We start from the raw sequence: 21,021 nt of genomic DNA on the forward strand, positions 1-21,021 counted from the left end.
CGCCAAAGCAAACGGGCCTCTCTCGACATGTTTCGGGCGGCGGCTCCGCTGCGATTGCGGCAGTATCGAATCGGCAGATGCCGCAGAACAATTTGATAAAGTGTGCCCATCAAAGTACATGATTTCAAAAGATGGGTACGGGCTGTTATCCTTTGTCCATCCTACTGGCTACAGTTAGTCCTGATCGCGTCGAGCGAGCGTCAGGATTAAAAACGAGAAGCCCTATCCCAATCAAGAAGAAAATCAGGGAAAGCCCTGCATAGCCTCCGACCCTAGTTTTGAGTGTAGTCTCAGAATAGATCCTTGCTTGGTTCGGTGCACTGGGGTCGTACTCCACCTGAACGGTTTTGTTCTCACAATCGCGTCGGCTTGAACAAGCGCTGCTGGTGATGAATTCGGCCGTTTCGCCTTCACGGGTCTGGAACTCGACTGTTGAAACATATTTGATCCGGGATGTTAGCGGAACCATTCCACCACCGGAATATTCCCTTTGCTCCCTCGTTGCAATAATGGTTCCAGTTGCGGAAATTGCGTTGGCTTCAAACGCAACCTCGGATCGGTGGTATGAGGGGGCCTGAACTAAGAGCATTCCACCAACTGAGGCAAAGAATAACCCTAATGCCTTTGTAACAATGAGATCTCCTGGTTGTACAGTGCTCATAGTTCACCTCTGCCTGGTTCCCAAATCAGTTTGGTATCTCTTTTAGTATAAGAGGTCCCTATAAACTTGCCAGCAAACGTTTAGCCAACTGAATTGTTATGCTGATGCTAAAATTGCTAGTTTTCAAGTTTCACGTATGCTTCTGTTGGGTGAGATAGGGCATAAGAAATCTCCCATTGCTTGAACCCTAAACTTTGATAAAGTTTTGCGGCTACCTCATTCTCTTTGCGATAACTCGTAGCAATCACTTCGACCTCTGGACACAACTTCAAACGACGAATCACCTCGATCATTGTGGCTCGCCCATAGCCTTGCTGCTGATGCTTGGAGTCAATCAGCAATCGCATCACGAACCCTACACCCGCAACAATCTCATACATCGTAAATCCAATCATTGGCATTTTGGGCTGTTCATAGCCACACGCCGCAATATCACAAACAGCTAATGGCACAAGATTAGAATCAACGTAAGCTTCTGCTAAAGATTGCGTTGTGGTTGCAACCAAACCCTTCTGCGACTCCGCGACTTGGAGATTCAGGCATTCTCGGAAATTCTCTCGCGTGACTTTACGTAAGTGAACTTTAACCACGAGCCTATTGACCTCAAACTGAACCAGGTTTTCGTTGCCTATCTTAACAACTCAGATACGTGATTCCTTTGAGCACAGCTTTGTAGCTTTGTAGGATGGGTAAAGCAAAGCGTACCTATCAAAGTACATGATTCTAAAAGATGGACACGGATTATCACCCTTTGCCCGTTCTTAGCTACGTATGGCGCTTCCGTTATGCCGACTTATGTGCAGAAAGGATAAGGAACAACGGAATTCGCTTGCGTCGTTCATAGGTTTGTGGGTCGTGAAAGTGATTAAGTTGAGGACGTGCTTCACGCAACGCCTCAATCTGAAATCCTGTAGTTTGAAGCAAATGAAAATAATCTTCAATGGTGCGATGGTATTTTTGCACAGTGCCACCTAGCCAGTCAGCAACTCGTACTCCAGTCGAAAAATAGTCATCAACAACCCAATCTTGGCGGAGTGTTCCAGCACGCCAACCGCGATCGCATGATGTGATCACAGGATGCTCAACCGAGAAGACAAACTGCCCTCTAGCAGCCAGTGTTTGGAAGACATTGTTAAAGACTGGCGCAAGGTCGGCAACATAATGAAGTACAAGCCTTGCCAGTACGAGATCAAACGCTTCAGGTGGATAGCTCCAATCTTCAATCGTCTGTGGGATGACTCTACCCGATGTGCCAGTCAGCATCTGAATGGCAGCTGCAGCCATCTTTTGCGAACCTTCGACGCCAATATAGCTTGCTGCTCCATGATGAAGGAATTCTTTTCCAATTGCAGCATCCCCACAGCCCAGATCGAGAATGCGTTTATTGGCAACCGGAACAATAAGCTCTAAAATAGCTGGTTTTTCAAGCGTTTCATTAGGCGTATCTGTACGTTGGCGATGACGCATATAGGTAGCAAACACCTCATCATCATCGTAGAAGTTGGGGCCTGCCTTTTCCATCCTAGTGCTCCTCTGTTATACCTTTGCCACTTCATCCAAATTACAATATAGGTACAACAGCCAAAGTAAATCTGTAGGATGGGCAAAGCGAAGCGTGCCCATCAAAACACATGATTCTAAAAGATGGGCACGGGCTATCACCCTTTGCCCATACTACTGGCTCACTCTTGTTCGTAAGATGAACTCGTAATCGAATCTGATAAATTTAATTCCAGGCAAAAAATTAAAAAGTGGTCTAACGCCAAGCTCACCCGTCACCGGAAACGCCAAAACGTAGCGAGACACGAGCGAAGCGGCGGCGCTGTAGGCGGTTGAGTGCAGCGCCTTGTTGGGTCGTTGTTAATGTGTATCAGGACTGCACTTCTACAATAAGGAGCAAGCTTCGCGTTTCATTAAGATCCTAGAAGTTTTGCTTAGTAGTGGTGATGACGAAATAGATCACGACTTGTTACTAGGAACTTATCAATGGCAGAATTTTCATTCTTCTCCTGTTGATCTCCTTCTGACTTTTATAAGTTTATCTGAGAGATTACTCGAAGCAGGTTGGTTGGAGCAAAATTCAGTTTATAAACGAGCTATTATCTACGTTAGGGAATTACAGGAGTATAGAGACTCCCTTGAAACTTATGATCAAAGTAAACTTGAGTAAGTGTTTACCTGGCTGTGAAGCAAGGCGAAAGATACATCTATAGCTTCAGTTTTAATAACTTGTTTTGGGTGCTGCTTTAGTTAATAAAAATGAGCAGCTCCTTAAACCAGAGACTGACAAGGAAACATCCGTTGTCAAGAAATTTAGAAAACAACTTAGTAGAAAGTGAAGTCTAATAATTTTTTAGGAAGAAACTCTCTACCTAACAGTTATTCTGGCTAATATTTTTAGTAGAAGTGATAAGCTGGGAGTAAGTTAATCTGACATCTCTATGAGTAGCTAGGCTGGAAAAATTAGGTATAATTAATCATCTTTCTGTGGGGCACATCAGATTACGCAAACTCTTCACTAAGCTAGATGATAATTTATTGACTTCCATCTGTAATTCACAAGACTCTATGAAAACTGTTAAGAGTGACAGGAGAATGTCTCTATGCCTCTACGACTTACACCCAAAATAAGGGGTAGTAATTGGTAGCCGTGACAATCGTAACCCCATTCTCCTTTAGTCCCATTTAAAGAAATTCCTCTACACGGTTGACGCCCACGTAGCACACACCGTATTCTCAATCCTTAAGCTGTCGTGCGCGGCAGCCTAGACCCGGAACTCATTGACTTAGCGCCGCCTGCAAGTGTTACCAGCACAAACAGGCGACTAGTCCCCCGAAGCTGATCAGAGCAGTTCGGAGGCTTGGAGGTCAGTTTACCTCCCCTGCCGCCCCGATTGCACACAACCACGGGGCTGCTAGGAAAGTGAGTTCTGGTTTCCTAGTTCACACTACATAGGGACCAGAACCACATGTTTCAATCCAATGATTTGGGTGCTCAGCACCCACAGTTCCACCTGCCCAGTCAACCAAGCGCAAGCCCAGGCGCGAGAAGATTACCAACGTGCTCTACGGCAGCTTGGAAGTGCTTGACCGCACCATCAAGCATCTGCACACCCTCCACTACGCCGATCCCGACGACTGGAGCGACCCTATTCCCAGCGGCAAAGACAACCAGTGGATGGCCGTTCTCATCAAGCACCTGCTGATCGAATAGACTTCTGTCTGCTTAGCCGTCCCTAGGTAAGGCGCTTCCCACCCCCTAGCTCCCAGTTCTAAGGGACTTTGAACTTTTGGTTCCCCCATTTACAGCCCTCTGGGCAACAAGAAAGGGAGTTAGGGGGCCTTCGAGAGCAACCTTCCGGCAAATCTGTCGCTGATGATGAGTTTCGCCCGCCACCCTTAAGCAAAAGCAACAACGGCTTGTTCATTTACGACAAATGTTTATGTAGAAGCAGCTCACATATAAGCAAACGCTGTAAATGCTTAAGCAAAAGTAGCAACAGCTTACTCACCTACGACAAATGCTTATGCAAAAGCGTTCACACATAAGCAAACGCTGTAAACGCTTAGGCACAAAGCAGCAACGGCTTATTCATTTACGACAAATGCTTATACAAAAGCAGTTTACGTATGAGCATTTGCAGCAAACACCCAAGCAAAAGCAGCAAATGCTTACTCACTTAAGACAACTGCTTAAGCAAAAGTAGCTTACGCACAAGCATTGGCAGCAACCATTCAAACGTATGGCCCACTAAAAAGAGGCTGCGCCCCAGACCAGAGCACAGCCCCCTTTTTTACCTTAATTACTGGCGCGACTATTTAGCCTTGTTGCTTATCAGACAGCCCCATCAAATTGCAGAGCTTATACACCGCTCTCGCGCCCACATTGCCATCCCACTCGCCATCGCCCACCTCGCATAGGTCAAAGCCAATGATTTGCCGACCACTGCGAATCACTTGGCGGAACAGGCAAAAAGCTTCCTCCAGCTCCAGCCCACCCGGTACAGGCGTGCCTGTGCTGGGGCAAAGCTTGGGGTCAAGGCCATCGGCATCAAAGCTGATGTACACCTGCTGAGGCAGGGCAGAAACAATCTGGTTGCATAGCTCCAGCCAAGGCACTCCAGCGTAGCGTTTCTCCTTCAGCACCGAGTCGTAGTGAGTGACAATTCGGCCTGCAGAGGCGTTGATCAGCGCCACCTCGTCGTGGGAGATATCTCGAATGCCAACCTGCACTAGCTTAGCCATCTGGGGCAGAGCCAGCAGGTTGTTCATGATCGAGGCATGGGAGTACTTAAAGCCCTGATAGGCATAGCGCAGATCGGCGTGGGCATCGACGTGCAAAATGCCAAATTCGGGTGTGACTTCCGCCAGAGCCTGTAGAGCACCGAAAGGTACACTGTGGTCGCCGCCAATGACGGCCACTCGCTTGCCTGCAGCCAGAGCCGCTTTCGCCTGCTCATATAGCCACTGGTTCACCCCTTCACAGGCCTGATTGATCGTTGCCAGAGTCTCCGACAGACTCGCATCGCCAGCAATGGCAATCCCTTTTTCGGTGGCTTCGATGATACGGGCAGCGTGCGATCGCATCTCCCCGTTCTGCTCCAAAATCCACCCTGGAATCTCCGGCATGAAGATTCCCTGCTGCCAGCCATCGGGGTTGTCTAGATCAAACAAATCAAGCTGGGGCGAGGCTTCTAGCACCCGATAAGGCCCCTGAGCTGCCCCAGCGTGGTAAGACACCGTAACCTCCCAGGGCACACCCAGCACCACAATGCCGGCTGAGTCGTAGTCGAACGGCAACCCATAGAGATTGCCGTTCTCTAGACCGACGCCGCTGGGGTTAAAGTTCGCAATGATCTCTTCGCGACTAGCCATTCAACATGTTCTTGATAAACGTAGGCAGGCAAAACGCTGCCTGGTGAATGTCGGCATTGTAATATTGCAGATTATTATTGACTGCAAACTCAGCCGCTCGGTTGCGATCATGATCGCTCATCGGGTGTGCTCCCCCCTTAGAGGCATAGGTAAAGCTCCACATGCCGGTTGGATAAGTGGGAATAAAGGCCAGATAGCAGTGAACGTGCTCCTGCCCAAAGATCCCTTTAAGACACGCATTCATGTCTACAAACGCCCGTTGGTTAAACCGAGGCGACTCGCTCTGAGCCGTCATCACCCCACCCGGCTTGAGGCAGCGGTAGACATCCTGATAAAAGTCCACGCTGAAAAGCCCTTCCGAAGGCCCTACGGGATCAGACGAGTCCACCACAATTAGGTCGTAGACCTCAGAAGGAGACTCACGAACGAACTTAATGCCGTCATCAATATGCAGCTCTAGCTTGGGGTGGTTCAGCGAGGAAGATAGCGTCGGCAAAAACTCCTGAGAGGCTTTGATAACGACCTCATCGATCTCCACCATCGTCACCTTTTCTACATCGTGGTGCTTGAGAATTTCGCGCACACTGCCGCCATCGCCGCCACCAATCACCAGCGCATTTTTGATGCTGGGATTGAGCAGCATGGGCACATGGATGATCATTTCGTGATAGGCGTTTTCGTCCTTTTCACTACACATCACCATGTTGTCTACGGTGAGCATTTTGCCGTATTCAAAGGTGTCGAAAATCTCAACAGTCTGAAAGGGAGACTTTTCGCGGAAGATGCGATCGCCTTTGTGGCGAATCGACAGCGCAATATTCTCATTGCGGTCAGTAAACCAAACGCTGCGGGTGAGCTTAGGCGTCACTAGCTTTTGCGTGGCTTCATCGCGCAGATCGCCCAGATCAACTGGGGACTTTTCTAACAGCTCAAGCTGGCCACGATTCAGCTCAATCGCGTTGCCGTGCTCGGCCTCAAAAGCCCGCTTCAGCACATCGTAGGAAATCCAGGGATTAACCGAATCGCCGCAGGTAAAGAGATCTACCGCTGCATAGCGATATTCCGGCCAGGTGTGGATGGCTAAGTGACTCTCTTGAATCACAACCACGCCAGACACCCCAAAAGGTGAGAAGTGGTGAAACACAGAGCTAATAATGGTTGCGCCCGCTTCTCCAGCAGCCGACAACATGCTGCTCTCGATGACTGGAACATCGTTGAGAATTTCGGTAGAGCATCCAAAAAACTCCACCAGAATGTGTCTACCTAAAGAGTTCATACCCAATTTCTGCCTCCAATAATCTGAGTGAAGTTTACAAGCATATAGAGCCGGTTTAACTCATCAATAAGTTGGGAATCCGGCAATTCAGACGCAGTCAAATCAAAGAAAGTTAGCTCAGGTAAAGAATGCTCCTAAACAAACTCAAAACCCTTGTGAAGCGATGCCCTAAAGGACTGCTTTGAAATACCTCAAAGAAGCAGACGTTTGAGAAGCGCGATCTGCTTAAAAAAACTATGTGTTTTAGACAACACTAAAAGCAATTTGGGTGGGGTCTTTTATATTACACGCCAGTCTATTAGTTTACAGGGGTTGTTCTCATTTGTGTATGGGCTTCTTGGAGGATTTAATGAGGTCGTTAGAATAAAGACAAGCAGTGGATAGCCCCACCATGACCCAACTCAGCCTCAAAAACCCCACCGACACCTGGATCTCTGCCACCTGGGAGGATTACCTTGAAATCCTTTCAGATCCGATCTTTGAGCAGGCAAAAGGCTACTACCACGAAGGATGCATGAGGCTAGAAATGTCTCCACTAGGCAATCCCCACTCCCGGGATCACGCATCTATAATCGGGGCCATCTATCTGTTTGCAGGTCTGAAGAACATAGACCTCGATGCCCACGACAACTGCACCTACCGCAAAGCAGTCTTTGAGGAGGCTCAGCCAGACGCCTCGTTCTATGTCGGGGCGAATGCTGAGGTGAGACAGTAGTAAACAAACAATTTTATGGCGCGATCGCACCTGACCCACCGCCTTGCCCAAGCCTATAGGTTAGCGGCCCAAGTCGGCACCTCTGGGCAGAGCCTTGAGAAAACCCTTGCAGATTCCCCCGCTGCGGCTGCCCAGCGTTTACCAAACTTGCCTGCTACTGCCGCTGCGCATCCTAAACCATTAGCCTCTGGAGATGCGCCCGTTCTAGTCGTCGGGGCTGGGCTGGCTGGGCTGGTCGTGGCATATAGGCTGCGGCAGGCAGGTATTCGCGCAGACGTAATTGAAGGACGCGATCGCATCGGTGGTCGTATTCTCAGTCTGCAAAACATCTTGGGAACAGGATTGACGGCAGAGATGGGTGGCGAGGTCTTTGACTCGGTGCACACCTGTTGCCTAGGGCTAGCAGCAGAACTGGGCCTGCCAATGGTAGATGCTTACGAGCTGCTGCCAGCAGATGCAGAGCCAACCTACTTCTTTGAGCGGCAGTGGGTTGAGCTAGATGACCTGATCAGCCATTTGCTGCCGCTCATTCCCAAGCTGCAGCCCGATCTAGATGCAGTGCAGCAGTTCTTGCAAACTAGCATTGCAACGGAGCGGGTGCAGGCCCTCGATCAGTTCTCGATCTGCGAGTACTTGACCACCCTAGAAGCCTCTCCCCTGCTGCAGTCGATTGTGCGAGTGGCCTACACGATTAAGTATGGGGTGGATGCTGAGGAGCAGTCTTGCCTCAATCTGTTGGCCTTTATTCAGCCCCGGTCGGGCGAGTTTAACCTGTTTGGCAGTAGCGACGAGCGCTATTTTCTCAAGGGCGGCAATGGTCAGCTGCCGCAGCACTTGGCGACAGTCGTGGCCGACTATATCGAGACTGGTACAGTGCTAGAAGCCTTACGTCAGCAGCCCGATGGTCGCTATCGGGTAAGCCTGCGGTCGGGATTGGGCACGTGCGATCGCACCTACGAGCGAGTCGTAATCACCATTCCCTTCAACCTGCTGCGCCACATTCCCCTGGGGGTTGAGCTGCCGCCGCGTCAGCGACAAGCCATCGATACTCTGGGCTCCAATAGCCCCACCAAGCTCATCACCGCCTACCGGCAAAAACGCTGGCTTACTCAGTACCGCAACAACGGCCTAATTCTCACCGATCTGCCAATGCAAAATGCCTGGGAGAGCAGCGGCAGCTTGCTATCGGCTGAAACCGGGCTATTGACCAACTATACAGGCGGGCATCACAGCCAGCAAATGTCTCGCACTGAACTGGCTGTGCAGACAGGGTCGGTGGTGAGCGATCTAGATCAGATCTTTCCGGGGCTAATTGAGGATTATCACAGCGCCGGAGCCGTCCGCAGCGAATGGCTCAGCGATAACTTTAGCCAGGGAGCCTATTCTTGCTACCGGGTGGGGCAGTGGACTACGCTCCACGGCAGCGAAGGGGGTCGGGTCGGCAACCTGTTTTTCGCTGGAGAACACTGCTCCCGCAATCACCAGGGCTATATGGAGGGAGCCTGCGAAACAGGGGAAGCTGTGGCGTTAGAACTGCTGTCAGACTTGCGATCGCTCAAAGACCAGTCTTAGAGCATTGGCCCCATTCAGTGCCCGCGTCAACAGCACAAACTTTACCAGTATAAACTTTCTGATACTGTGTAGCATTTTATACTGAGGAAGTTGCAAAAAACTTTATTAGCCCCTTATGCTTTCTTCACAATCTATCGATTAGATTGTACGAGAGCTGAAACAAACGCTCCCTAGCCCAAGCCACTATCCAGACTACGCTATACCGAACCTATATACTTATCGCTCCCAGTCCTTCGGGCTGGGAGCCCTTATTTTAAAGGAAGCTTTTCAAGGAAACCCAAGGAAACCTTTGTGCCACCGCAGCGAGTTTTGATTAGCCCAGAGCAGCGCCAGAGCCAGCAAATCGCCCTTAATGCGGCCCAGCAGCGGTACCTGCACCGGGTGTTGCGGCTGGGCCAAGGCGACCAGTTCATTGCTCTCGACGGCCAGGGTGGGCAGTGGCTAGCCAAACTGACCCCTGATCCCGCTACCGCAGCCGTGGTTGAGGCTTTACAGCCAGATGAAACAGCAGCGACCCCAACCATAACGCTGCTGGCCGCCCTTCCTAAAGGCAACGGTTTTGATGACGTCGTGCGCCAGGTGACCGAGTTGGGCGTTAATCGCATTCAGCCAATTTTGAGCGATCGCACGTTGATTCGCCCTAGCGATCGCAAGCTCGAACGCTGGCAGCGAATTGCCGCTGAAGCGACTGAACAGTCAGAGCGCCTCACCACCCCCGAAATCCTAGCGCCAGTTTCCTGGCAGGCAGGGCTCAAAGACCTCCCTACCGGTGCCCACTATCTCTGTGTCACCCGCCTAGAGGCTCCCCACCTGCTGAGTTGCCTACAGCAAGACTGGCCTCTGGGCGTAACGGTCGCCATTGGGCCAGAAGGCGGCTGGACCGATGCAGAGGTAGAGCTGGCCCTAGCGGCAGACTTTCAGCCGGTATCTCTGGGATCAACTATTCTCAGGGCTATTACCGCGCCAGTGGTGGCTCTATCGCTGATCAAAGGCGTTTTTGAAGCCAACCTTCAAGCAGACAGACCTGCACCTTAAGGAAAGCGGCAAACAACTCGCCCTAAAATTGCCTCTAATGGCACCAGCCCAAAGCTGCGACTGTCAGTGCTCTCCGCTAAATTTAACCCTTGCAAATAACAGCGGCCATCAGCCTCGACCCAAACAACCCACTTAATAATCTGCAGATCCGGCTTCTGAGGCTGACGAGCCACCACAATATCCCCAGAACAGGGAGGCTTTACGCTGTAGGCGTTTAGATCAACTAAGACTTCCTCACCTGGCTGTAGCAGCGGCAGCATCGATTGCCCTACCACTCGAAACCGCCGCCTGCGCCGCAGCAACCACAAGAAAACATCCCACAGGTGGCTATGCCGAAGCGTATTTGGCTGGTTGCTAAGGGTGTGCATTCATCGTAGGGTGCATAGCGTCAGCGCAGCTTCACCTACGCGCAGCAATGCACCGCTCCCTAAAAGTCCCAATGCAGTTGTGTAGGTTGGGTTAAACGAAGTGAAGCCCAACATTGGAGAGGATTGTTGGATTTTGCAGAGCCTCAACCCAACCTACAAGATTAGCGATGTTAAACCTGTAGAGACGCAATAAGTCGCGTCTCTACAGGGGTTGGGATGAACTCAGTTCACTAGCTAGCGGTGTACCAAGACACGTCACGGTTCTTGGTTGCCCAGAAAATGCCGTGGATTTTTTGAACGGCCTCCATCAGCTCCTGAGCGTGTTGCACACTGACTTCTACCTTGCAGGCAGAGCAGAGCTTGGCGGCCTTCCAAAAAGTGTCGTGCAGATCGGGAAACTGCTCTAGGTGAACCGGCTTGAAGTAGTCAGTCCAGAGAACGAGCAGTTCTTCTTTAGCCAGTTGAGCCTGCTCTTCCTTAATGGCTACGTAGCGGGAGAAGGTGTTGTGATAGGCCACCATTGCCGCCTTGTCGCCAGTGGTAGGAGGCTCTAGGTCCACCAATTTTTTGGTCATAGAAACCACCGCCTCTACAGCTACCCGAGCAGAAGAGGGATCGTAAACTCCGCAAGGGCCGTCGCAGTGGGCGTGCACTTCAGGTGCAGGGAACCAGGCTTGCAGCTTGGAAATTGCTTGGTTGAGCATAGGAAATTTCAAGTTCGCGTTAGTGCAGACATCAGATTAGACATGTGTATGGGCAGGGCAGATAATCTCTGCATCAGAAGGAGATATCTCCAAAGCTGCTGGTGCGAGAGAGCTTCATATCCTATCCCCCCCATACCCATTTCTAATTTTAGCGGGTGCGCTGTGCAATCTGTCTGCTTCAGCAGAGATAGTGCGTGTGTATTGATGTAGGCGATACAATGCTGGCGCGGGAACCCTTTAAAGTGCAGTCGTCAGGGAAACGAGAAAACCGATGGGTAGTGCTTTAAAACGCTTCGCTCAGGTGGGCTGGCTAGCAGGGCTCAGTGCCTTGCTCTCTGCCTGTGATCTGCTGCTAGTAGCCTCGACCCAAATCCCGCTGCCTCCTTGTGTAAATGATGACTGCAACTGCAGTGACTTCAACAGCCAGGTTTTGGCTCAGGAAGTGCTCGATGCCTTTCCGGGCGATCCGTATCGATTGGATAGCGACGGCAATGGTCAAGCCTGCGAGAGCCTGCCGCCCCAAGCCGTCCCCTTTGATCCGCCAGGGGTACCTTCTAACAGCCCCCATCTGTTGCTAGGCAACCCCAGCAACGCTAATAATGCCAATCCCAATAACTATCTGCTAGAGCGGCAGCAGTATGCGCTGGGATATGGGCGCGATCGCAACCTCACCCGCTGGGTTAGCTGGCAGCTCGATGCCGCCTGGCTGGGCAACACCCCGCGCCAAGACAACTTTCGGCCCGATGGGGCTTTGCCTCAAGGCTTTTATCAGGTCACGCCCGACGACTACCGGGGCAGCGGCTACGACCGGGGCCACCTAGTGCCCTCTGCCGACCGCACTGCCAATGTCAAAGACAACACCGCCACGTTTTTAATGACCAATATCGTGCCCCAGGCCCCTGAGCATAACCGAGGCATTTGGCGGGCGCTGGAAGAGTATGAGCGCGATTTGGTCTACCAATACGACCGGGAACTGTACATCATCGCAGGCAGCTACGGCACGAAAGAAACGATTGGGCAGAGACAAAAGATTACGGTGCCCTCTCGCCTTTGGAAAGTGATTGTAGTGCTAGATCGGCCCGGCAGTGGTTTAGCAGGCATCAGCGAAGCGACTCAAATCATCGCGGTCGACATCCCAAACCAAAATATTTCAGACGAAGACTGGCGGCGCTACCAAACTTCAATCGACAGTATTGAGCTGGCGACAGGGCTAGATTTGCTCTCGAACGTGCCCGAGGCTGTTCAAGCTGCGATTGAATCTCAGACGAGCCAGGAATAGCTAACTACTTGAAAGGTTCTTGGCTGTAACACCAAAGAAAAGCAGCGCCAGACCATTTATCAAAAGCCCAACGCCTACCAAAATACCTAGCATCCAAGGCGCATTTAAGGGCCATTCAGACCAAATCAAAATTCCCAAAATAATCATGAGAATGCCGTTTGCCAAAAGCCATGGCCACCGGGAACTAGACTTTAGCTGAAAAGCGAGAAAGACTCGAAAAACCCCGTCGAAAAAGAAGTAAACGCCTACAAATAAAGTCAGCGAGACTGCCCCTGCCCACGGGTCGGCCACCAGCAAGATCCCAACGATTAGGGAAAACACGCTGAGCAGCAGACCGAGCACAATAGACCCGCTACTGCGGTGGTGCTGAAAGGTGTAAATGCCCTGAATAACGCCGCCTAAAATAAACAGCCATCCCAGAAATAGCCCGGTCACAACCCCGGCCACTAGAGGACTTGCGATCGCAGCAATCCCCAAAAGAATTACCAAAACCCCCAGCACAATTGCCCATGTTGAGCTAGGCCCAATCTGGTTGCGGCTTGCCATTATCTTTCTCCCAAAAGCCTACTGAAATGGCTGAAAATCTGCCTTAAAGAGAGCTTTAAGGGTTTTCTCCGTCAGAACAGCCAATTTTTATCGAATTCTTACTCGCTTCCATCTTGTCTCTAATGGATTATCTATTCTTCTTCCTAAAGATAGAAGGAGGCATACTCTGGTGCTCAAGCTCTGCTGCTGTGGGTTAGGCAGAGCCTTTGGTGGGTATGCCAATGTGGAGCATTGGCACGAGAACCTTGCTAGCGAGATTGAAAAATATTCTGCACCATCTTTTTGTCGCTCCTAGCCGCTAGCCGATCCAATTCGGCAACTTCGCCTTCGTCTAATTGCCAGCCCAGGGCACCCAGATTTTGCTCGGCCTGCTGCACTGTCTTAGCACCAGGAATAGGAATAGTGCCTTTGCAGATACACCAGTTGAGGGCGATTTGAGCTGGGGTTTTGTCGCGGCGGGTTGCGATCGCATTCATTCCCTCCAGCAACGGCTGAATGCCGGGGAGCAGCTGCCGAAATACTAGGCCTCGCAACCCCTTGGGCAGCGTTCCTCCCACCGCATATTTCCCGGTCAGCAGGCCCAGCCCCAGAGGACTGTAGGCAATCAGCCGAATACCTAGCTCATCACAGACCTTATCGAGTCTTAAGTCAGTCACCGGATAGGTCGAGAGCAAAGAATACTGCACCTGCAGCGTAGCAATGGGCACGCCTCTCGCCGCTAGCCGCTGGTGGGCTAACCTTAGCCGTTTCGGCCCAAAGTTCGACAGCCCCACGCCCTTAACCAATCCTTGCTCATAAAGATCGCCCAACCCATCTAGCAGGGCATTTTCCTGCCAGGGAGCATAGTTAGCAGTAGACCAATGCATCTGCACCAGATCGACGGGGCGACCTAGCCGTTCTGCCGACGCCTTTCCTGCTTTTACCATTGCCCCACGGGTGAGCCGCCAGGGATAGGCTGCCAGCTTAGTAGCAATGCAGAGCCGCTCCTGATTTGACCCTGCATAGTCTTTAGCAAACTGTCCTAGCAGGCTCTCGCTGCGGCCATTGAGCCGCCCAGTGCCGTAGGAGTCGCCCGTATCAAACAGAGTTACACCGCCGCTAACACAGCGATTAAAGACGGCCTGCAGTTCCTGATCCATGCTGGGATCGTAGCCCCACAGCAGGCGGTTGCCCCAGGCCCAGGTGCCGCAGCCCATCGGCGGCAACAGTAAGTTTCGGCTGACGATCGGGGTGGCTGGTGACGCGCTCACGGTCAGGTTCAGTCCTTTAATCAACTGGTCTTATCTTCTGTCAGCGAGGGGCACGTTGGCTACGAAAATCGCTGGATAGCGCTATAACAAAAGAATGGCATCTCCTCAAGACAGCTTTATTTTCCTCTTTCTTGATGGGGTGGGTCTAGCGCCTGCCTCAGCTCAAAATCCCCTGGCCGCTGCCAATGCCATCCCCTATCTCACCTCCTTGCTAGGAATGCCGCTGATCCAGGGCTGCGACCAGCAAACCCCCACCCTTCTCTGCAAGCCAATTGATGCCTGCCTGGGGGTTCCTGGCCTGCCCCAGAGCGCCACAGGACAAACCTCCCTCTACACCGGACGCAACGCACCTGAATTTCGAGGGCAGCACCAGACAGGCTTTGCCAATGGCTCACTGCGGCCACTCATCGAAGAATGGGGTCTGTTTAAGCGGGTACTGCAGCTAGGCGGCACCGCTACGATGGCAAACCTTTACTCGCCCCAGTATTTCGAGGCCATTGCCAACCGCCGCGTGCGCTACTCAGTCGGCACATTGCTCACCCTGACAGCGGGCCTGCCCTTTCGTATGCAGTACGAGTATGAGCAGGGCGAAGCCATTTTTTGGGATATCACGGGTGACTTTGCCCGCTATCGCGGCATTGCCGCTGCGCCCATTACCCCTCAAGAAGCAGGCAAACGCTTGGCAACCCTGGGAGGGCAATACACCGTAACCCTGTTTGAGAGCTACCTGACTGATTTTGCCGGACACGATCAGGACATTGACCAGGCGGTGCGAGTGCTGCAGCTCGTAGACGCATTTTTAGAAAGCGTCATTACTCACCTACCGAGCCATGTAACGCTGGTTGTATCGAGCGACCACGGCAATCTAGAAGACCTCTCAACCAAAAAGCACACCCTCAACCCAGTGCCCCTGCTGGTAGTCGGCAAAGCCGCAGCCGCGTTCCAGTCTGTCACCGACCTCACAGGCATCACCCCAACAATTCTTAGCCTGGTAGGACAGTCTCAAAGTGGGCCTGAAAAGTGGCAGAGCATCTTGCAAAGCCTACTAAAATCTTCTCTCCCTCCCTACAAAACTGCCTCATCCCCAGAGAAAAAAAGGGCCAAAAGCAGCTCAAAATCTCCCTTTTTAGGTGAAATTCGGCGGGGCTTTGCAGAGCAATTGGCCAACAACAAGCTACTCAAGCGCTCGCTCAACCCTCTGGCAAAGACTGCGCCGCCTGAGTAATTTGAGCCAGCACAGGCCCCAGCGCAGCAGCAGGAAGTCCTTGGTTAGGTTGCAAGGCAACAGCGCTCTCAACGTCTTCGTGCTCAACTTCAAAAAGAACAACGAAAATCGCACTGGGAATGAGCCGACGCAGCACTTTAACGTGTTCTTCGGCGGCACTGCGTTTGCGAAAACGGGCAACGGTAATGCGCTGGCAGTGGGGCAACAGACGGATGATGCACCAGGGATAAAGGCGTTCCCTGGAGGGGTCGCTTTGCGAATCGCGATAAACCATAGGGTTCTCCAAAAATGTAAGCAGGACAAGGGAGCGCAACGCTTGCACAGGCATCGCACAGCCGGACACCTTGCGAGATGCCCAGTCGCTTATTGGTTAGAGCGAAGGTTTTGTAAGAAACTAGGAAGGCACAGAAATCATTGCCTCCAGCGGTTTTCCTACCGGAGGTAAATCAAAGGCTTAGCTGTACCTGCACTAATCCTCGTGCCAACTAAACAATTTGTCAATACGTCCTGTACAGCTTTGGTATGGTAAGACGCTCACCCCCCAATCCAGGTCAAGACTCCGCATTGAAAAGGCTTCGGGAAGCGGCTGGGCTTTCCCAGCAGGAACTCGCCAGCCGTATTGGTGTGGGTGTGACCACCATCAGCCGCTGGGAACGTGGCGTCTCCCCTGCAATGTTGTCTGTCCCGCAAACGAAAGCCCTCTGCCGAGAACTGAGCTTATCAATCGAAGAACTCCCCGACGATTTTGGTCCTATTCAGGGATGAAGGCAGGAGATAGATTTCTCGCCTTGCAGGGCAAAGTATAGGGACAACAACGGGATTGCTTTAAGCTGTCATGGCAAAATCAAGCAGTCAAGCTGGGAAAAGCATTCGTCACTTGGCAGCGAAGAGAAAAGCGAAGGCAATTCTCTCTTTTATCTCTGCTGGGCTGGTTGCGATCGCTCCGAGTCTGCTCGTCAATGCTTTTAACAATTTTCTTGGAGAGATCTCTTCTCTATCAGATCAAGCTCAAGACCCTGTTCTTCAAGTTTCGATCTACTTTTACCTGTTGTTTTTCCTAATCACTCTAGGGTTTATCTTCAATGGCTTTCACCTGCTGAAGCGAGCAAGACACGCTGATCAGGGAGCAAAAGGCGAAGAAGACACCGCCCAAGCCTTGAGACCGCTTGAGCGAGAGGGTTGGCAAATAGAGTACAACCTTCGCTTAAAAGGTGGATTAGGGGATGCCGATATCGTCTGCACCTCTCCCAAAAAGCAAACCTACGCAATTGATGTAAAGTCTCACCGAGGCGAAGTTTTTACCAACGGCACTCAGCTCCAGCGCCGCATGGGGCACTCGACTTATCCCTTTGAAAAAGACTTTCTCAACGGGGCCATGCGGCAAGCCTTGCAGGTGAAAGAGCAGAAGTCACTGCGCTTTGTTACCCCTATCGTTGCGTTTTCAGCAGCAAAGGTTTCAGTGCCTCCTGAGAAGCTGCGCGGCGTTTATGTCGTTGAAACAGCCAAGCTGGTGGTTCTACTAAAAGCGCTGGGATGAAGTCGCGATCGCAACCAATTCATCGGTCATTTAGGCACTCATTAAGAATAATATATTCTTTCATCGGGAAATAAAGAAATAGCAACTTTCCCCTGTTTATCCCTTACAAAACATTGCGATAGGCGAACTGTTTCTTCCAGAAGCCTTGCTAGCAGGCTCTTTGCAGAGCAGTTCTGATTAAATTCGCTAAACTAGAGCGAGATCAGATGCCCTTGCAGAAATCTAAAGAAAATATTAAAAAGAGGGCAGGGCTATATGCTTAGCCTGTTCTAACCCACTCCCACCTGGAGGAATCATGGACACCTCTTCTCTTGTTCGAGTGCTGTGGCACGTTATCGAGGAGACAGAGCCCAATTTACTGATGGGAGGAGAAGACACGCTGCTAGTGCGGCAAGTTTTACACGCCTTAGAAAATCGGCTCTGGCTCAACGGCGATGAAAAAAACTTTATTACTCACTACATGCGCTCAAAAATGCCTTTGATTAGAGATATGGCAAGCGCGCGATTTCAGGAATGACGCAGCTACAAGCTTTAATTTTTGACGTAGATGGCACTCTGGCGGAGACCGAACGCGACGGGCACCGCCTCGCCTTCAACCAAGCATTTGCCGACTTTAATTTGGGCTGGGACTGGTCTGTTGGCCTCTACGGCAGGCTCCTAAGCGTGGCTGGAGGCAAAGAGCGCATCCGCCACTACGTAGAGCACTATCAGTCCTCCTTCGTGCCTGAACCAGACATGACAGCGTTTTGCACGGCGCTGCATCAGGCTAAAACCGAGCACTTCAAGGCCATTCTGCAGGCTGGGGCCATTCCCCTACGGCCCGGCGTCCAGCGGCTCATTCAAAATGCACGCAAACATGGGGTGAGGCTTGCGATCGCAACCACCGGCACCCTAGACAACGTACTGGCTCTACTACAAGCAACCCTCGGCCCAGAGGCACCCGACTGGTTTGAGGTAATTGCTGCTGGCGACATCGTCCCCGAAAAGAAACCAGCCCCCGACATCTACCTCTACACCCTCGACAAAATGGCCCTCGCCCCCGAGCACTGTCTAGTCATCGAAGACAGCCACCAGGGCCTCATTGCCGCCACCCGCGCTGGCCTCAACACCGTCGTCACCGTCAACGACTATACCCGCCACCACGACATGTCTGCCGCCCGCCTAGTACTCAATCACCTCGGCGACCCTCACCGCCCCTTCAAAGCCCTATCAGGCAATACCCGCCAAGCCTACTACTTCACCCTAGAACTAGCCAAATCCCTACTCAAAACCCCCTAACCCTCCCCATCTCCCCCACCCTCTCCATCTCCTCCACCCTCCCCCTCTCCCCCACCCTCTCCATCTCCTCCACCCTCTCCATCTCCCCCCATGCCCCTCTCCCACCAGCTCTGGCAAGCCAACGAAGACCTCGCCCTAGCCTGTCTGCATCATCCTTTTGTCCAGGGGATTGGCGACGGCAGCCTGCCAGAGCGCAAGTTTGCTCACTATGTCGGTCAAGACGCCTTCTTTCTCGAAGCTTTTGCCCGTGCCTATAGCCTAGCTGCAGCTAAAGCCCCAACTTGGGATGGGTTCCAGATTTTTCATGGCCTAGCTGAGGGCGTGCTGCAAGAGCTGAACCTGCACAAGGGCTATGCCCAGACTTGGGGCGTTGACCTGCATCAAGTCAGCCCTGCCGGGGCTACCCGGCAATACACCGACTTTCTGCTCGCTACAGCTTGGAGCCAGGATGTGGGTCTGACTGCTGTAGCCATGTCGCCCTGCATGCGGCTCTATGCCTACCTGGGCCAGTCTCTAGCCCAAGCAGGCATTCCCGATCACCCCTACAGCAACTGGATCAAGACCTACAGCAGCAGCGACTTTGAGCCGCTGGCCCAGCAGCTAGAGCAGCTAGTCGAAGCCTACGCCCAAGACAGCGCTCTGACGCAATCTACCTACCGCTACGCTATGCAGTGTGAGCGGGATTTTTTTGAGGCAGCCTGGCAGGTGAGTTAAGGGGCGTGGATGGGTGGGAGAGTGGACGGGGTTGAGCTAGATGGTGCGATCGCACATTCCACCAATCAAAGCGTTTGCCCAATATCCGCCAAAGCCCGACAGATATTGCTGAACAAAGGACGCTGAGACAGATCAGGAGTCATGCAGCGTTCCTGTAGCTGGCGAAGACCGTCAAAAGCCTCTGCTTGGGCAGCCATATCAGTTAGCTGGCAGCGATCTAGCAAGTCTTCAAGCATGCACCCAAAGGCCCTCACCTCCAACCGCTCCAGAGCTGCCCCGCGAACCGGATCATTCAAGTCGTAAAACGAAGCTGCGCCAAAATCACCCAGAAGGCTGTCTCCGGCTTCATTCACCAAAGTGTTGTGAGGGTAGAGATCGCCATGCATAATACCTCGGGCATGGAGATGTGCTGCCGCCGCCGCAATTCCCCCAGCAATCCGTAGTGCAGCCGCCAGCGAAAAAGACGTGCCCGGCTCATAGGTGTCTCGGGTGCAGCTATCTAGACTGGGCGGATTCCCAAGGTTCTGATAATCCGCAGGAATAAACGGAAATACCAGCCCCGCCTTACCCTCAGGAGCGTTAACCAACTTGCCCAAAACGCTAACCAAATTACTGTGCGTTCCAGCCGCTATGCAGGCCCGCATTTCATCTGCAGGCAAACCATCACTCGTGATCTCACCTTTGAAGACTTTGACGGCAACTTCTCTGCTATCTTGCCCAACCTGCCAAAGGCCCTTTGAGATCACGCCAGAAGCCCCCTGGCCCAGAGTGCCTTCTAGGGTGATATCTGCCCAGTCAATATTTGTCAGCGGTGAACTGACCGGAGAACCCGCACTGCAGAAAGGGTTGCCCGAGTAAGCTAGCCAAGATAAGCGAGGCAGAGTCAACAGCCAGCCTGGTAGCTGCTCAAGCCGATTGGCCGCCAGCCGCACTAGCTCTAGATGGGTGCAGGCAGCCATTTGGTCAGGTAGCGATCGCAATCGATTACCCGCCAGCATTAGCTTTTGCAGTTTTTTCAGGTGGCCCATCGAAGCAGGCAGCTGCTCAATCTGGTTATCGGTCAGGATCAGCCAGCGAGTGGTCAAAGGCAGCGCCTGATCTGCAACAGTCCTAATCTGATTGGCTTTAAAGCCGATCATCGAGAGGTTAGGGCACCGGGAAAGAACCTCTGGAATCTCCTCAAACTCGTTGTTGTTGAAGAAGACAACTCTAAGGTTTTTTAACTGGCAAAACTCATCTGGCAAAGACTTGAGATGATTGTTCGACAAGTCCAAAATCTCTAGAGACTCGGCCAGATCCAAAATCTCTAAGGGAAATTGAGTTAGCCCACAGGAAAGATCAAGCCTTTGAGCATCTATAGTTTGATTAGATTGAAGTAAATCTAATGTTTTCATATATCGTCTGCCGTAGCTGTTTGGGTCTGTATTCGTGCCTCGCTTAATATGGCATTGGAACAGATCCGCTGGCATTGACGTATAAAGCTTTGATAAATGCTTGCGCCTTTCTTGTTCCGGCCTCTCCTGATGCCTTCCTGCCGACGCTTATCCCCATAGGCCCAATGAAGCGTAGGTCACCAAGAAACAAAAAAACTGGGTGAGACGACCCAGCTTAAGGTGTTCCACAGAGCAGTCTTTGCAAGCGCTAAAACAGCCCTAAAGGACAGGAACAGATAAAAATAAATTAGATAGGCAGCGAACCTTAGTACCGAAAACGGGCTTTTTGCTTTTTGTGCTTCGCCAGTTCTTTACGCTTGCGCTTCTCGATTGGGGTTTCGAACTGACGGTTTTTCTTCATATCAGAGAAAATGCCCGCCTTCGAAACTTGGCGCTTAAACCGGCGCAGAGCCGATTCAATTCCCTCATTTTCTCCAAGAATAACTTGGGCCATTCAAATCTCCTCACAAATCACCTGGACATAAAAAAGCAGTGGCAAAGCAGCACCCTCTCTTTGTCCACGGAGTTGAGCAGTAAGCCGTTAGGCTGGAGA

At 51.8% G+C, this 21,021-nt stretch carries 23 protein-coding genes; 11 read left to right on the forward strand and 12 right to left on the reverse strand.

All coding sequences use genetic code 11. The annotated features are described in order from the left end of the window. Positions 1–145: 145 nt before the first annotated feature. From H6G13_RS05335 to H6G13_RS05345, 3 genes are all read right to left on the reverse strand, one after another. A complete protein-coding gene (locus H6G13_RS05335) occupies positions 146–661 on the reverse strand; it encodes a DUF3592 domain-containing protein (protein WP_190482124.1) in 516 nt (171 codons plus the stop codon). A gap of 116 nt (positions 662–777) precedes the next feature. Continuing rightward, on the reverse strand, positions 778–1,251 hold the full coding sequence (locus H6G13_RS29375) for a GNAT family N-acetyltransferase (RefSeq protein ID WP_190482125.1): 474 nt from the start codon (positions 1,249–1,251) through the stop codon (positions 778–780). 193 nt (positions 1,252–1,444) lie between these two features. After that, entirely contained in the window at positions 1,445–2,182 is a 738-nt protein-coding gene (locus H6G13_RS05345; protein ID WP_190482126.1) for a class I SAM-dependent methyltransferase, read from the reverse strand. A 1,540-nt stretch (positions 2,183–3,722) separates the two neighbouring features. On the opposite strand from H6G13_RS05345, the gene H6G13_RS05350 reads away from it, so the two are divergent. Then, positions 3,723–3,875 (forward strand): hypothetical protein, encoded by a 153-nt coding sequence (locus H6G13_RS05350; RefSeq protein ID WP_190482127.1) that lies wholly within the window; start codon positions 3,723–3,725, stop codon positions 3,873–3,875. Between the two features lie 605 nt (positions 3,876–4,480). Here H6G13_RS05350 and H6G13_RS05355 read toward each other — a convergent pair. Continuing rightward, positions 4,481–5,536, reverse strand: a complete 1,056-nt coding sequence (locus H6G13_RS05355; RefSeq protein WP_190482128.1) for an agmatinase family protein — start codon at positions 5,534–5,536, stop codon at positions 4,481–4,483. Next, positions 5,529–6,812: a polyamine aminopropyltransferase gene (gene speE, locus H6G13_RS05360; RefSeq protein ID WP_190482129.1), complete on the reverse strand. Its 1,284-nt coding sequence runs from the start codon at positions 6,810–6,812 to the stop codon at positions 5,529–5,531. Before speE ends, H6G13_RS05355 begins: the two co-directional genes overlap by 8 nt. A 391-nt stretch (positions 6,813–7,203) precedes the next feature. Between speE and H6G13_RS05365 the strand changes: the two genes are divergently transcribed. The 3 genes from H6G13_RS05365 to H6G13_RS05375 all read left to right on the forward strand — a co-directional run bounded on the left by H6G13_RS05365 (position 7,204) and on the right by H6G13_RS05375 (position 10,134). After that, positions 7,204–7,527, forward strand: a complete 324-nt coding sequence (locus H6G13_RS05365; protein ID WP_190482130.1) for a Uma2 family endonuclease — start codon at positions 7,204–7,206, stop codon at positions 7,525–7,527. A 15-nt stretch (positions 7,528–7,542) separates the two neighbouring features. Beyond that, a complete protein-coding gene (locus tag H6G13_RS05370) occupies positions 7,543–9,099 on the forward strand; it encodes an NAD(P)/FAD-dependent oxidoreductase (RefSeq protein WP_190482131.1) in 1,557 nt (518 codons plus the stop codon). 291 nt (positions 9,100–9,390) lie between these two features. Next, complete coding sequence (locus H6G13_RS05375) at positions 9,391–10,134, forward strand: 16S rRNA (uracil(1498)-N(3))-methyltransferase (protein WP_190482132.1); 744 nt, start codon at positions 9,391–9,393, stop codon at positions 10,132–10,134. Here H6G13_RS05375 and sodX read toward each other — a convergent pair. Both sodX and sodN read right to left on the reverse strand, forming a co-directional pair. After that, on the reverse strand, positions 10,131–10,502 hold the full coding sequence (sodX, locus tag H6G13_RS05380) for a nickel-type superoxide dismutase maturation protease (RefSeq protein ID WP_190482133.1): 372 nt from the start codon (positions 10,500–10,502) through the stop codon (positions 10,131–10,133). The genes H6G13_RS05375 and sodX overlap by 4 nt on opposite strands. A gap of 230 nt (positions 10,503–10,732) precedes the next feature. After that, positions 10,733–11,206: a superoxide dismutase, Ni gene (gene sodN, locus H6G13_RS05385; protein ID WP_190482134.1), complete on the reverse strand. Its 474-nt coding sequence runs from the start codon at positions 11,204–11,206 to the stop codon at positions 10,733–10,735. 271 nt (positions 11,207–11,477) lie between these two features. Between sodN and H6G13_RS05390 the strand changes: the two genes are divergently transcribed. Next, a complete protein-coding gene (locus tag H6G13_RS05390; protein WP_190482135.1) occupies positions 11,478–12,485 on the forward strand; it encodes a DNA/RNA non-specific endonuclease in 1,008 nt (335 codons plus the stop codon). On the opposite strand, the gene H6G13_RS05395 is transcribed toward H6G13_RS05390, so the two are convergent. Both H6G13_RS05395 and H6G13_RS05400 read right to left on the reverse strand, forming a co-directional pair. Continuing rightward, positions 12,486–13,031, reverse strand: coding sequence for a DUF308 domain-containing protein (locus tag H6G13_RS05395; protein ID WP_190482136.1), 546 nt, complete (start codon positions 13,029–13,031; stop codon positions 12,486–12,488). 248 nt (positions 13,032–13,279) lie between these two features. Continuing rightward, complete coding sequence (locus H6G13_RS05400; RefSeq protein WP_190482892.1) at positions 13,280–14,227, reverse strand: aldo/keto reductase; 948 nt, start codon at positions 14,225–14,227, stop codon at positions 13,280–13,282. A 148-nt stretch (positions 14,228–14,375) separates the two neighbouring features. Between H6G13_RS05400 and H6G13_RS05405 the strand changes: the two genes are divergently transcribed. Beyond that, positions 14,376–15,506: a metalloenzyme gene (locus H6G13_RS05405; RefSeq protein ID WP_190482137.1), complete on the forward strand. Its 1,131-nt coding sequence runs from the start codon at positions 14,376–14,378 to the stop codon at positions 15,504–15,506. On the opposite strand, the gene H6G13_RS05410 is transcribed toward H6G13_RS05405, so the two are convergent. Then, positions 15,472–15,780: a hypothetical protein gene (locus tag H6G13_RS05410; protein ID WP_199305744.1), complete on the reverse strand. Its 309-nt coding sequence runs from the start codon at positions 15,778–15,780 to the stop codon at positions 15,472–15,474. The genes H6G13_RS05405 and H6G13_RS05410 overlap by 35 nt on opposite strands. Positions 15,781–16,070: 290 nt before the next feature. On the opposite strand from H6G13_RS05410, the gene H6G13_RS05415 reads away from it, so the two are divergent. The 5 genes from H6G13_RS05415 to H6G13_RS05435 all read left to right on the forward strand — a co-directional run bounded on the left by H6G13_RS05415 (position 16,071) and on the right by H6G13_RS05435 (position 19,035). Continuing rightward, positions 16,071–16,271 (forward strand): helix-turn-helix transcriptional regulator, encoded by a 201-nt coding sequence (locus H6G13_RS05415; RefSeq protein ID WP_242028160.1) that lies wholly within the window; start codon positions 16,071–16,073, stop codon positions 16,269–16,271. A 70-nt stretch (positions 16,272–16,341) separates the two neighbouring features. Further along, positions 16,342–17,043, forward strand: a complete 702-nt coding sequence (locus H6G13_RS05420; RefSeq protein ID WP_190482139.1) for a nuclease-related domain-containing protein — start codon at positions 16,342–16,344, stop codon at positions 17,041–17,043. A 295-nt stretch (positions 17,044–17,338) separates the two neighbouring features. Next, a complete protein-coding gene (locus H6G13_RS05425) occupies positions 17,339–17,560 on the forward strand; it encodes a hypothetical protein (RefSeq protein ID WP_190482140.1) in 222 nt (73 codons plus the stop codon). Continuing rightward, positions 17,557–18,321, forward strand: a complete 765-nt coding sequence (locus H6G13_RS05430) for an HAD family hydrolase (protein ID WP_190482141.1) — start codon at positions 17,557–17,559, stop codon at positions 18,319–18,321. The genes H6G13_RS05425 and H6G13_RS05430 overlap by 4 nt, the downstream gene beginning before the upstream one ends. A gap of 90 nt (positions 18,322–18,411) precedes the next feature. Continuing rightward, on the forward strand, positions 18,412–19,035 hold the full coding sequence (locus tag H6G13_RS05435; RefSeq protein ID WP_190482142.1) for a TenA family protein: 624 nt from the start codon (positions 18,412–18,414) through the stop codon (positions 19,033–19,035). Positions 19,036–19,100: 65 nt separating this feature from the next. Here H6G13_RS05435 and H6G13_RS05440 read toward each other — a convergent pair whose 3' ends face one another. Both H6G13_RS05440 and rpsU read right to left on the reverse strand, forming a co-directional pair. Then, entirely contained in the window at positions 19,101–20,429 is a 1,329-nt protein-coding gene (locus H6G13_RS05440; RefSeq protein ID WP_190482143.1) for a leucine-rich repeat-containing protein kinase family protein, read from the reverse strand. Between the two features lie 304 nt (positions 20,430–20,733). Beyond that, positions 20,734–20,922, reverse strand: coding sequence for a 30S ribosomal protein S21 (gene rpsU, locus H6G13_RS05445; protein WP_190482144.1), 189 nt, complete (start codon positions 20,920–20,922; stop codon positions 20,734–20,736). Between the last annotated feature and the right edge of the window lie 99 nt (positions 20,923–21,021).

It is taken from the genome of Pseudanabaena sp. FACHB-2040 (assembly GCF_014696715.1).
Taxonomy (GTDB): Bacteria; Cyanobacteriota; Cyanobacteriia; order Phormidesmidales; family Phormidesmidaceae; genus JACVSF01.